Genomic DNA, 12,742 nt, shown 5'->3' with positions numbered 1-12,742 from the left:
GGCGCATAGCCGCGCCCCGTCTCGATCGAGCGACCTTGCAGCCAAGACACGCTACGGCTGCGACCGATTCGGACGCGCGAGGCCGAGGGCAGCAGCCACCATGGCCACGAAAGTCGACCGGATAACGTTAATTCCGCACCGTGCTTTCAAAGACGAAGCCGACCGAACACCTGAGGTTCACATGCCGAGCTATACGCTGCGCCAGCTCGAGTACCTTGTCGCCGTCGCGGATGCGGGTTCGATTTCGGCGGCCGCGGGCGCACTCCACGTCACGCCGACGGCCGTCGCCTCGGCGATCACCGAGCTCGAACGCACGCTGCACACGCAGCTGATGGTCCGGCGCAAGGCTCACGGGGTCGTCCTCACCCCGACCGGGACGTTCCTCTACAACCGCGCCACCACGCTGCTCCGAGACGCCGACGAGCTACAGCTCGCAACGGCGAGCGGCGGGGCCGAACTGGTCGGCCCTCTGGTCCTGGGCTGCTACGCCACGCTGGCGCCCACCATCGTTCCAACTCTGATGCGATGGGTCGCTGAGCAGCACCCTTCCGTCGACTTGACCGTCGTCACGGGCAGTCAGGCAGAGCTGCCACACCGGCTGCTCGCCGGGTCGCTGGACCTGGCGGTCGGCTACGACATGGGCCTGCCGGCGGGACTCGACTCGGTCGTACTGTACGAAGCACCGCCGTACGTGCTCCTGCCGGAGAATCACCCCGCCGCGTCGGCGGAGTCGGTCAGCCTGGCCGACCTCGCCGCGGAGCCGATGATCCTCCTCAACTTCCCGCCCGCACAGGAGCACACGCTGATGCTCTACGCGGACGCGGGAGTCACGCCGACCATCGTGCAGCGGACCACAGACTTCGAACTCACCCGCTCGCTGGTCGCACACGGTTTCGGGTACACGATCCTCATCCAGCGGCCCGCTTCACCCACGACGTACGACGGCATGCCCCTGGCAGTCCGGGAGATCAGCCCCTCCGTCCGACCCGCCGTCGTACGAATGATGTGGCCCCATGACGTGCGGTTGACCGATCGGGCGAGGGCTCTTGTGGACTTCGCTCAGGCGAACGGTCACCTGCTGGACCCGCGCACTCGCCAGACCCGGACCGCCGTAAACCAAACCTGAAGTTCGGTCCTTGCCAATTTTTTGGAAGTTTACTTCGGGAGGCAGTCGAATTCACACTTCTGACCAACGGAGTCAGAAGGGACACGTCAACGATGACCGTGGACACGACGCACCCGCGATCCATTCCCTCGGCGGACTGGGTCACCATCCCCGATCTCTACGCGGACCCGTACCCGATTTACCGGCGCCTCCGTGCCGAGGCGCCCATCCACTGGGTCCCCGCGGTCAATCGCTACCTGGTGATCGGGTACGAAGCCTGCCACACCATCGAGCTCGATCAAGAACGCTTCACAGCCGACGAGACCAACTCGCTCATGAAGCGTTCGATGGGGCACAGCATGCTCCGCAAGGACGACCCGGAACACGACGTCGAACGTAAGGCCTACGGCGGCGTACTCCGCCCCAAGGCGATCAAGCACGAGTGGAGCAGGGTCTTCGAGCAGAGTTTCGCGACCTACCTGGAACGGCTCCGCGAGGCCGGCCCCGGCGCGGACCTGGTCACGGAGTTCGCCGCACCGTTCGCCGCGGAGAATCTCCGCGTGATCATGGGTTTCGAGAACGCCACGCAGGAGGACGTCCAGCGGTGGTCGCAGACCATGATCGACGGAACCGGGAACTACGCCGACGACCCCGATGTCTGGGCCGCGGCCGAACGCTCGTCCCACGAAGTCGATGTGGCCATCGACGAAATGCTGCCGATCCTGCGCGACCGTCCGAACGGCAGTTTGTTGTCGGCGCTCGGCGCGTCCGGTATGCCGCTGGAATCGTTGCGAGCGAACTTCAAGATGACGATCGGCGGCGGGCTCAACGAGCCTCGGGACGCGATCGCGACGACGGCGTGGGCTCTCCTCGGCCAACCCGCGCAGCTCGCCTCCGTGGTCGCCGACGGGCGCTGGTCCGATGCCTTCGAGGAGTCGATCCGCTGGGTGGCCCCCATCAGCATGTACCCGCGAGAGGCAACCCGGGATACCGAGCTTTCCGGCCTGCACATCCCCAAAGGCGCGCGCCTCGGTGTCGCGGTCGGCGCTGCGAACCGTGACCCGGAGATCTTCGTCGATGCCGAGTCCTACGACATCGACCGCCCCAGGAAACCACACCTCGCCTTCGGTGGCGGCAACCACTTCTGCGCGGGGGCCTGGGTCGCCCGCGCCTCCGTGGTGAATGTCGCGCTGCCGGGGCTGTTCACCGAACTGTCCGGCTTGCGGCTCGATCCCGCCCGACCCGCGGTCTGCGGCGGCTGGGTGTTCCGCGGCGTGACCTCGCTGCCCGTTCTCTGGGACTGACCGCCGAACCCGATCCTCTCGAGGAGTTCCCGTGCCCAAAGTGATCTTTCACCGCGACAACGGCGAGACCGATGTTGTCGAATCGCCCGACGGCGCTTCCGTGATGAAGGTGGCTCTGCAGAACAACGTCGCCGGCATCGTCGGTGAATGCGGCGGCCAGGCCATGTGCGCGACCTGCCACGTCTACGTCCGCGACGACTACCTGGATCGGCTACCGGAAATCAGCGAGGACGAAGAAGAGATGTTGGAGTGCACGGCCGCACCGCGGGACGAGACCCACAGCAGACTCGGGTGTCAGGTGGTTCTCGGCCCAGATCTCGAGGAGGTCGAGGTCGATGTGCCCGGCTCACAAGTCTGACGCGGCCACTACGAGCGTTGTCGTGATCGGCGCCGGCCACGCGGGCGTCCAGGTAGTCGAGGCCCTCCGAGCAGCGGGGCACACCGGCCCGCTGACGCTGGTCGGTGACGAGCCGAGCCCGCCCTACCAACGGCCTCCGCTGTCGAAGGAACACCTCGGCACGGCCGGCATTGAACTCCTTCCCTTGCGGGGCACGCAGTTTTTCGCCGAGCAGCGGATCGAGCTGTGCACGGGCGTGTCGGCCACGATGATCGACCGGTCAGGCAGAAGGGTTCACCTGTCCGACGGGCGCGAGCTGCCCTACGACAGCCTCGTCATCGCGTGCGGTGCCGCGAACCGCGGCCTGCCGGTACCCGGCTCCGACCTCGAAGGCGTCCACTCCTTGCGCACCCTCGCCGATGCCGAGGCCGTACGAGCCGCGATGGCCGGGTGCGAATCCGCGCTCGTCGTCGGGGCTGGGTTCATCGGGCTCGAATTCGCCGCCGCCGCCCGGAAGCGCGGCCTCCCCGTCACCGTGGTGGAGGCAGCCGAGCGGCCCTTGGGCCGTGCGCTGTCGGCCGAGATGGCCAACCACATCGCCGAGGCTCACCGCAACAACGGTGTTGACCTGCGGCTCGGCACGGGCGTGACCGCCTTCCTCGGCGACAACGGTCGCGTCCGCCGCGCGATCGGGACGGACGGCACCGAGTACACGGCCGACCTGGTCCTCGTGGGCATCGGTGTCGTCCCTCGGGACGACCTCGCCACAACGGCGAGGTTGGCAGTGGACAACGGGATCGTTGTCGACGAGCACCTTCGCACGAGCGACCCCGACATCTACGCGATCGGGGATTGCGCCAGCTTCCCGCATCCGTTCACGGGCACCCGGATTCGTCTCGAGTCGGTTCAGAACGCAACCGACCAGGCCCGGCACGTGGCGGCGGCGATTCTGGGCCGCGAGGAACCCGGCGGATATCGGGAGCTGCCGTGGTTCTGGAGCCATCAGGGGTCGATGAAGCTGCAGATCGCCGGCCTCCGGCGGCCCGACGACCGTGCCCTCGTCCTCGGTGATCCAGCCGACGGGAAGTTCTCCGTGTGCTCCTACCGCGGCGAACGGCTCGTCGCAGTGGAATCACTCAACCGGCCTGCCGACCACATGGCCGCCCGCAGACTGCTCGTCGAGGGACGCGCACCCGCACCGGAACAACTGGACGATCCCGGCTTCTCGCTGAAGACCTTCGCTCGAGCGCTCACCCCCACACCCTGAGCACATCACACCACGAGGAACCGCTATGACGACGACCACGGCCGCGGCACCCATCGCCGACTGGGTCGATCCCGCGGATCTGATGCTTGACCCCTACCCCACCTACCGGCGGCTTCTGAGCGAGGCACCCGTTGCCTGGGTGCCCGTTCTCGGCAGGTATCTGGTGACCTCGTCCGCGGCCTGCCGCGCCATCGAAGAGGACCAGGAGACGTTCTCCGCGGCGGTACAGGGCGGCGGCGCGACCATGGCCAGAGCCATGGGCTCGACCCCGATGCTCCGCAAGGACGACCCCGACCATGCCCGGGAGCGGAAAGCGATCAACGCCTCACTGCGCCCGAAAGGTCTTCGGGCGCACTGGACTCCGATTTTCGAGCGGAACGCCCGGAACCATCTGGAGACCCTGCTCTCGCACGGCCCCGACGAGGCCGATCTCAACGGTGACTACGCAGCCCCGGTGGCATCGCAGAACCTCATCGACCTGCTGGGGCTCGCGGACGTAACCGTCGATGATCTCCGCCGGTGGTCGCACGCGTTCGTCGCCGGCACGGGAAATCTGCTCGACGACGCAGAGATATGGCGTCGCTGCGACGCCGCACAAGACGAGGTCGACGCGCTGCTGAACGAGCTCATCCCCTTCTATCGCGAGGCTCCCGACGGATCCATCACTTCGGCGCTGATCGCGAGCGGCCTCCCTTCCGAGCAGGTCGCCGCGAACGTCAAACTGGTTATCGCCGGCGGCATGAACGAGCCGCAGCACGCCGTGACGAACACGGTGTGGGCACTGTCCCGCTACCCCGAGCAGCGCCGACGTGTCCTTGCCGACCCGTCCCTGTGGGCGTTGGTCTTCGACGAGGCGGTCCGCTGGCAGTCCCCGATCGGCATGTATCCGAGGGAGACCACGCGGGCGGTCAAGCTGCAGGGGGTAGAACTTCCGGCCGGAGCACCCGTCGGGGTGGTCGTCGGTGCGGCGAACCGCGATCCTGCGGCGTTCGAGCATCCCGACGAGTTCGACATCGACCGTGAACGCAGGCCGCACCTCGCGTTCGGCAGCGGCGTACACCTCTGCGCCGGCCACTGGGCCGCCCGGATCGCCATCGGTGAGGTCGCGGTGCCGTTGCTGTACGCAGAGCTCCCCGGCTTACGCACCGACCCGAGGCGCCCCGAGGTCTGGGACGGCTGGGTCTTCCGCGGCTTGACCACGCTGCCCGTGACCTGGGACGCGTGACAGCGCGCCCCGCACATCCCCTTCTGTCGTCCGCCGGGACCCACCGGTGGCGCCGTTTCGCCTCAACGAAGAGGAACAGAAAATGACGACATCCCCACCCACTGCAAGCGCGACAGCACGAAACTCGCGGCGAGTCGCCTTCGCGACGGTCATCGGTACGACCATCGAATGGTACGACTTTTTCATCTACGGCACGGCCGCCGGGCTCGTGTTCTCCCAGCTGTTCTTCGCTCCGGCGGGATCGGAGATCGGACTGTTGCTGGCGTTCGCGACCGTCGGTATCAGCTTCGTCTTCCGGCCGCTGGGCGCCTTCCTCGCCGGCCACTTCGGCGATCGCATCGGCAGACGCGCGATGCTCGTCGTCACCCTGGTGATGATGGGCGGCGCGACGACCCTCATCGGCCTCCTGCCGACCTATGAGAACGCAGGCGTTCTTGCCCCGATCCTGCTGCTACTTCTTCGCATCTTGCAGGGAATCTCGGCCGGCGGAGAATGGGGCGGCGCCGTCCTGATGGCCGTCGAGCACGCGCCGCGGCATCGCCGCGGTCGAGCCGGCGCGTTCCCGCAGATCGGGGTGCCGCTCGGAATGCTCCTCGCTTCCGGTGTCACTGCGTTGATGACCGGCGTCATCGCGCCCGGACAAGCCTTCCTCGACTGGGGCTGGCGGATCCCGTTCCTGCTGAGCGCGGTGTTGATCGGCGTGGGCTACGTGGTCAGGCGCTCCGTTGACGAAAGCCCGGTGTTCGCCGAGATGGCGGCGAAGCGGCAGCAGACCAAGGCCCCGATCATCGAGCTGTTCCGCAGGCATTGGTTGCTCATCGTCCTCGCGGCCCTCGTCTTCGCGGGAAACAATGCTGCGGGCTACATGACCACCGGCGGCTTCATCACCAACTACGCCACCGACCCGGAAGGAGCCGTGGCCCTCGAGCGAACCCCCGTCCTGCTTGCCATCACCGGTGCCGCCGCCCTGTGGACACTCACGACGTTCCTGTCGGGCATCATGGCCGATCGACTCGGACGCAAACGCACATATCTGATCGGCTATGCGAGCCTGATCCTGACCGTGGTCCCGATGTTCGCCCTGGTCAACACCGGCCACATCTGGCCGCTCTTCCTTGGCCTCGCACTGTTCACGGTCGGACTGGGTCTCGCGTACGGTCCTCAGTCCGCGTGGTATGCCGAGATCTTCCCGGCTTCGGTCCGGTTCTCCGGCGTGGCGATCTCGTACGCACTCGGCGCGATCCTCGGCGGCGCATTCGCACCGATGATCGCCACAACGCTCGTCCAGGCGACCGGAAGCATCTACTCGGTCGCCGCCTATCTGCTCGCCATGTTCGCACTCGCCGTCGTCGCTTGCTCACTCCTGCGGGACCGCAAGGGAATCGACCTCGGCGTGGACAATCAAGCCGAGCAGGAGCGCGGAGCAACCGTGTTCTCGGCGGCACACCTATCGACCGACGAGCCCGCGCACGTGCGATGAGAGCCGGGCCGCCCCGCCAGGTACACGCCGACATTGCCGACGTCTGGGCGCGAACACCACGAGCGCGGTGGGCTCACGGTGCCAGGCCGAGCCTTCCAGGACGTTTGCCTTGACCAGCGGACCCGGCCTGGCGGCCCCTATTGGACACCGACACGCCGACCAGGGTGCCGACGATGTGACCGCGGCGCGTGTAACGGGAAGCATCACGGTGCCGGCCCGTTCCAGGGCGGCCAACGACGGTCTCGGCGCTCACCGCGGCGCCGAGACCGGTCGTGCGCGATATTGTCCGAGCTCAAGCGCCAGCGTTGTCGCCATGGAAGGAGGGTGCATGCCCGGATCACCGGTAGCAGGCCCGCGCCTCGAATCGCCCCTGCCCCCGATTGCGTTCGCCACCGAATCGGTGCTCGCCTGGCAACGTGTGGTGTCGTCGTCGTTCGTGCCCCTGGTGGTCGACGACCTCACCGACGGGCGATTCGCAGGCACCATTCGCGGCCGGGTCATCGACGGCGTGTTCTTCTCCCGACTGCGTGTCAGTCCGCACGAGGTGCACCGCACGCCGGCCCTCATCGACGCCTCCGAGCGGCTCTTCTACAAGATCATGCTGCTGGTCAACGGCAGCGGCGAGCTCACGCAGGACGCGCGCAGCGCGACGATGGTGCCGGGAAGCGTGAGCGTCTACGACACCGCGCGGCCATACGATCTGCGCTTCCCGGATCACGTGGACGCCGTGGTGATCATGTTCCCGCGCGATCTGGTCGACCCGAGCCCCGACCACGTCCGCGCCATCACCGCGATCTCGCTGGGCCCGGAGGAACGGCTGACCAGACTCGTCACCCCGCTGTTGACTGAGATATCCAGCGACTTCACCGCACTCGAGGGGCCCGTCGCCGCGCGGGTGGTGCGCACCGCCATGGAGCTGATCTCTGCGCTGCTGAGCACCGCGGCCCTGGCGCACACCGCGGAAGCAGACCACGAGCATCTGTCGCTGATGCTGCGCATCCGCCAGTACATCACGGACAATCTGGGCGACACCGACCTCAATCCGGACAGCATCGCCCGCGCGGTCTACATCTCCACGCGTCACCTGCATGCCCTGTTCCACGAACAGGGCACGACCGTCTCAGCCTGGATCCGCCAACAGCGCATCGAGGCAATCCGGCGCGAACTGGCCGATCCGCTGCACGCCAACCGGCCGATCGCCGACATCGCGACGAGCTGGGGCTACCCGGACGCGTCACACTTCTCGCGCACCTTCCGGCAGCAAGTCGGCGTATCCCCCAGCGCGTTCCGCCGCGCCGCGCGGTAGCACGCGCGGCGCGGCGAACCACTGCCGGCTCAGGGAGAGGTCACCGGATAGTCGAGCACGATCGCGCCACCGGTGGCGTAGTTGGGCACATCGGCCTGCACCGCTTCGCCCTCCGGTGAGGACAACGCGGCCGCCAGCGTCTCGGCGTCGGGGAAATCGGCTTCGAACACGGCGAAATAGGTTTCCTCCGACGCCGAACGCACAGTGAAGCTGTAGCGCCAGTCGAGCAGTCCCGGCAACTGCGCAGCCAGCGGCAGGTGGGTGTTCTCGTAGTACGACCGAAACGCCTCGGGGTCGGTCGGGTGCGGATAGAGGACCAACAGTTTGTGCATCAGTGCGCCTTCGCGTCGGTGGGGTCGTGGCCGATCTCGGTGTGCCGGGCGATCGCGGCGTCCACTCGCTCGGGAGTGGCCACCAGGTCGCCGTTGCGGTGCGGATAGCTGAAGTTCTCGGTGAATTCGTCGCACAGCGTGCGCATCTGCGACATCGCGCCGATCAGCTTCTGCAGATGCGGCGGTGTGGGCGTCTCGATCATGGTGTTCACCCACGTACTCAGCCCGTCGACGCGTTCCCTGCGGCGCAACGCGACCTTCTGCGCGAAACGCTCGTCGACCACGCCGTCCTCGATGATCGCGTCGGCAGCCACCTGTGCCTCGAACGAAGCGGAGTTGGCGCCCTGCCCCGTGACCGGGTCCACGGTGGCGTGCGCGTCGCCCAGCGCCAGCACGACGGTCCCGTCCGTCAACGTCCGGTAGTCCTCGCGCACCACCGGACGCACCGCACCCTGCAGGATATCGCCGGGACGCATCAACGCGAACCGGGATTCGTCGATGCGTTCGTGCACCGTCGGGTGGTGCTCCTTGAGCTTCTCCAGGGTGAGCCTGCGGTAAGCCTCGGGGTCCTCGGACTCCTTCTGCGTCATCAGCACCTCGAGATCGCCGCCAGGAACGTTCTCGCACAGCAACGCGCTGGCCCAGCCGTCGAAGGTGGTGATGGGCAGGTCGAGCAGTTCGCCGTGGCCCGGCGAGATGCTCATGGTCACCGCGCGCGGTTCGGTCTGCGCCACGCCGTCCCAGAAGCCCACCGCCAGGTGCCGCTGCGGCTTCGCGTACGGCGAGACGTCCGGCCGTTCACCGAAGTACTCCGCGAACGAGCGTTTGCCCGCGGCGACCACGATCAGGTCGTGCCTGCGGGCGAGCTGCTCGAAATCGGCCGGTTCGACCGAGCGCTGTTCGATGGTGCCGCCACGCTCCTCGTACTCGGCCATCAACCGCGGCAGATAGATCCGGTAGTCCAGCACCCGCGAGGGGCGCAGGAAGTCACCGCGGAACACGGGAGGACCGTCCGGAACGTTCAAATGGTGGTAATGCACCTGGTACCCGTACTCGTCGACGGGCCAGAAGTTCACCCCCATCGCGTTCTCCCTGGCGATGGTCGGCGCGTGGTGCGAGACGCTGTTCTGCGGCGGTCCCGACGCGACCTGCTCGGCGGTCTGATTGGTGTAGATCCGGGTGGGAACCCCGGCCTGCTGGAGCAACAGGGCGAGGTGCAGCCCCGCCGTACCCGCTCCGATGATCCCGATGTCTGGCATCTGCGTCTCCTCGTTGAGCCGTGCCCGTGGTAGCGCCGACGTGGTCGGCTCGTGTCATCCTCGCGCACGGGAAGCCGCGGCTCACAGCGTCGCGGAGCCCTGTTCGCTCAGGCGCAGAACCGATGCACTGGCTGTCAACTCACCGATCCGATCAGCGGGGACGGTCTGAGACGCACTGTCCAACGGGCGCACGAGTCTGTGCAACCGCGGCAAGGTGCCGTTACCGGGGTACACGGCCGTTGCCGCCGGTTTCGGGCGCTGCCTAACGTCGGTGTACATCCGGCGCCGAGCCCACCGAATGTCGGCGACCCCGAACAGACGAGGAGCGATCGACGATGACCGCACCTTCCACTGCAGCTGCTGCCTACGAGGACCCGGCCGAGCTCGCGCAGGTGCTGCGCGGCTGCCTCGGCCGGTTCGCCACCGGCGTCGCCGTCGTCACCTTCGACGGCGTGTCCAAACGACACGGCTTGACGGTCAACTCGTTCACCTCGGTCTCGCTGGACCCGCCGCTCGTGCTGGTGGCCATCCAGCGTTCGGTGCGCGCCCATGCACTGCTGAGCGGCAGGCCATTCACGGTCAACGTGCTCGGTGCCGACCAGCGAGATGTGGCGATGCACTTCGCGGGGAAGCCGAACATGGAACCCGACTGGGTCGAAGGTGCATACGCTCCCCGGTTGGCCGGCCCTGCCTCGTGGTTCGAATGCAGCCCGTGGACCGAACACGAAGGCGGCGACCACACCCTGTTCTTGGGCCGCGTCGAGCACTTCGGCCATCGCAGCGGCGATTGTCTGGCTTTCGTCGACGGTGGCTTCGTGACAATCCCCGAGCCGTGAACACACGGAAGTCCCCGGCACGCGGTGCCGGGGACTTCCGTGTGTCGGCGCTCGGTCACCCGCTGATGACCTGCGGCTGGCCGATACGCGGCAGAACCGTCGACCACGCCGCCGCACCCGGTAGTACCGCAACTTCCGGTGTTACCTTCCTACGGAACGGCGTTCACACAGCTGAAGAAGCCCCTGCAGACAGAGCTGCCGAACCTGATTGCCCCATCCCAGCGAGCGCCGGCCGGCCATGCCGGAACGCCCCACGAATCCCCGACGCACAAGTGCTGCACACCGCCGCCTTTGACGTCCCATCACCGGTGGCCTGTTGACGTAGCCACCATCGAACAAGGACTCCGCGGATAGAAGGCACACCTCCTCAGGTGCTGACGCCGGAAGCCGCATCGACGGCCGAGCTTCGAACGAAGAAAACGGGCGACACGGGCGATGCCCTGTCGCCGACTACCAACCTCTGCGTGCCCGGTCAATCATCATGCCGGTGTCGTCAACCACAGGCTGTGCGTCGCCAGCACCCTGTGGAGACGCTGCACAGCGCGCCGCTGCAGGCCAGTTGCGCTGAGGAGTCCGCAGATGAAATACCACCGATGCGGTTGATCGGCCATGCCGAACCAGCCTCACACATCCGCGCTTAGGGGAGGAACAATGGCTACCGCGTTGCTCAACGGTCGCATCTACACCGTCGACCCAACCACCCCCTGGGTCGAGGCCGTGCTGATCGAAGACGGTTCCTTCACTGTCGTAGGTTCCGACGACCAGATCCGTGCCGCTGCGCCGCACGACACCGAGTTCATCGATCTCGACGGTCACCTCGCGATGCCCGGTCTGCACGACGCCCACACCCACCTACTCTTCAGCGGGTTGAAGTTCCGCTATGAGGCCCGCCTAACGCCGAACGGCACGACAGCTGAGATCGTGCACGATCTTCAGCAATGCCAGTGTGGCAAGCTCGTCGACCAAGGGGAACAGGCCTGGATTGTTGGCGGGGAATTTGTTCCGTCGGTATTCGCGGATCAAGAACTGGACCGTTCGTTCCTGGACAAGGCGTTTCCCGACCAACCCGTATTTCTCTATGACTACACAATCCACCACGGTCTGGCCAATTCCAAGGCACTCGAAATCGCCGGCCTCTCCGATGACACGCCCGACCCACCCGGCGGTCGATTGGTCCGTCGAGCGGACACGAACGAGCTCACCGGTGAGCTCGTGGAACAGGCCCGATGGCCTGTAATGCGGGCCATACCGGACTACCGGGCTGAGGTTTACCGGGACGCCGTGAGCTGGGCGGTCTCGACCTGCCACCGCTACGGGATCACATCGGTCCAGGAGGCGTCCGCGTCCCCACAAGCACTGGCCGCGTTCCGGAACCTCGACGATGCCGACTCCTTGAACTTGCACATCGCCGCGCACCTGGTCTGGCGAGAAGAAGGTTTCGGCATGGCCACGACCGCCGAACTCGACCAGACCATCGTGGACCGCGCCTCGTACGCGAGCGCGCACGTAGACACCGCTCGCATCAAGATCTGGCTCGACGGTGCACCGTTGCCGCCGCACATGACCCAAGCAGACCTGGACGTGAACGGGAACACCGATCCCCGCAACATCCTGGTCGCGCCGGACGAGCTCACCGAAGCGTTGTGCAGGTTCGATGCAGCGAAGATGTCGGTCAAGATCCACTGCGCCGGAGAGGGGTCCGTTCGCGCTGCGCTAGACGCCTTCGAAGCCGTCCGCAGCATCAACGGAAACCGCGCGACCACCCATGAGATCGCCCACTGCACTTTCATCCAGGACCAGGATTACGAAAGGTTCGAACGCCTCAACGTAGTGGCCGAGATGTCACCGGCGATCTGGCACATACCCGATTACGGACTCGACGACGGCTTCAAGTTCCGCACAGCACTTGACTCCGGCGCAACCATGACAATCGGCTCCGACTGGATCATCACTCCCAATCCGAACCTCTTCCCCGCACTCCAAGGAATGCTGCAACGCGGACCGGAGTCCATCGACCTCACCACAGCCGTACAGCTACTCACCCTCGACGGCGCAAAGGTGGTCGGCCGGGCAGACCGGCGAGGAAGCATCAGCCTCGGAAAGTCCGGTGACCTGATCGTGCTGGACCGCAACATCTTCGAGGTACCTACCGACGAGATCAGCGCCACCCGCGTGCTCCGCACGATCTTCGAAGGACGCACTGTCTTCGTCGCCGATGAAGCTCAATCGCGAGCCACGATTGACGCCCCCGGCGACCGTGCACGGCGCGGTTAACCACAACCCTAGGAGTC

At 66.6% G+C, this 12,742-nt stretch carries 11 protein-coding genes; 9 read left to right on the top strand and 2 right to left on the bottom strand.

All coding sequences use genetic code 11. From position 1 onward, the window contains the following. Positions 1 to 181 precede the first annotated feature (181 nt). From FB384_RS17390 to FB384_RS17360, 7 genes are all read left to right on the top strand, one after another. A complete protein-coding gene (locus FB384_RS17390; RefSeq protein WP_183784393.1) occupies positions 182 to 1,126 on the top strand; it encodes a LysR substrate-binding domain-containing protein in 945 nt (314 codons plus the stop codon). A 92-nt stretch (positions 1,127 to 1,218) separates the two neighbouring features. Beyond that, entirely contained in the window at positions 1,219 to 2,409 is a 1,191-nt protein-coding gene (locus tag FB384_RS17385; protein WP_183784391.1) for a cytochrome P450, read from the top strand. A 31-nt stretch (positions 2,410 to 2,440) separates the two neighbouring features. Further along, positions 2,441 to 2,767 (top strand): 2Fe-2S iron-sulfur cluster-binding protein, encoded by a 327-nt coding sequence (locus FB384_RS17380; protein ID WP_183784389.1) that lies wholly within the window; start codon positions 2,441 to 2,443, stop codon positions 2,765 to 2,767. Continuing rightward, positions 2,745 to 4,013 (top strand): NAD(P)/FAD-dependent oxidoreductase, encoded by a 1,269-nt coding sequence (locus FB384_RS17375; RefSeq protein WP_183784387.1) that lies wholly within the window; start codon positions 2,745 to 2,747, stop codon positions 4,011 to 4,013. Before FB384_RS17380 ends, FB384_RS17375 begins: the two co-directional genes overlap by 23 nt. 25 nt (positions 4,014 to 4,038) lie before the next feature. After that, entirely contained in the window at positions 4,039 to 5,238 is a 1,200-nt protein-coding gene (locus FB384_RS17370) for a cytochrome P450 (RefSeq protein ID WP_183784385.1), read from the top strand. An 82-nt stretch (positions 5,239 to 5,320) separates the two neighbouring features. After that, on the top strand, positions 5,321 to 6,718 hold the full coding sequence (locus FB384_RS17365; RefSeq protein WP_183784383.1) for an MFS transporter: 1,398 nt from the start codon (positions 5,321 to 5,323) through the stop codon (positions 6,716 to 6,718). 328 nt (positions 6,719 to 7,046) lie between these two features. Then, the gene (locus FB384_RS17360; protein ID WP_183784381.1) at positions 7,047 to 8,024 is read left to right on the top strand and encodes an AraC-like ligand-binding domain-containing protein; all 978 of its coding nucleotides are present in this window, start codon (positions 7,047 to 7,049) and stop codon (positions 8,022 to 8,024) included. A gap of 29 nt (positions 8,025 to 8,053) precedes the next feature. Here FB384_RS17360 and FB384_RS17355 read toward each other — a convergent pair whose 3' ends face one another. Both FB384_RS17355 and FB384_RS17350 read right to left on the bottom strand, forming a co-directional pair. Further along, positions 8,054 to 8,356 carry an EthD family reductase gene (locus FB384_RS17355; RefSeq protein WP_183784379.1) on the bottom strand — a complete coding sequence of 101 codons (303 nt, stop codon included), beginning with the start codon at positions 8,354 to 8,356 and terminating at the stop codon, positions 8,054 to 8,056. Beyond that, entirely contained in the window at positions 8,356 to 9,615 is a 1,260-nt protein-coding gene (locus tag FB384_RS17350) for a styrene monooxygenase/indole monooxygenase family protein (protein ID WP_183784377.1), read from the bottom strand. The genes FB384_RS17355 and FB384_RS17350 overlap by 1 nt, the downstream gene beginning before the upstream one ends. A 335-nt stretch (positions 9,616 to 9,950) precedes the next feature. Between FB384_RS17350 and FB384_RS17345 the strand changes: the two genes are divergently transcribed. Continuing rightward, positions 9,951 to 10,451, top strand: a complete 501-nt coding sequence (locus FB384_RS17345; RefSeq protein ID WP_183784375.1) for a flavin reductase family protein — start codon at positions 9,951 to 9,953, stop codon at positions 10,449 to 10,451. A gap of 651 nt (positions 10,452 to 11,102) precedes the next feature. Next, complete coding sequence (locus FB384_RS17340) at positions 11,103 to 12,725, top strand: amidohydrolase (RefSeq protein ID WP_221212771.1); 1,623 nt, start codon at positions 11,103 to 11,105, stop codon at positions 12,723 to 12,725. Positions 12,726 to 12,742: the final 17 nt, after the last annotated feature.

This window comes from Prauserella sediminis (assembly GCF_014195435.1).
In the GTDB taxonomy this organism is placed as follows: domain Bacteria; phylum Actinomycetota; class Actinomycetes; order Mycobacteriales; family Pseudonocardiaceae; genus Prauserella; species Prauserella salsuginis.
The sequence above is the reverse complement of the archived record's forward strand: the minus strand, read 5'-3'. Positions and strand labels throughout refer to the sequence as shown.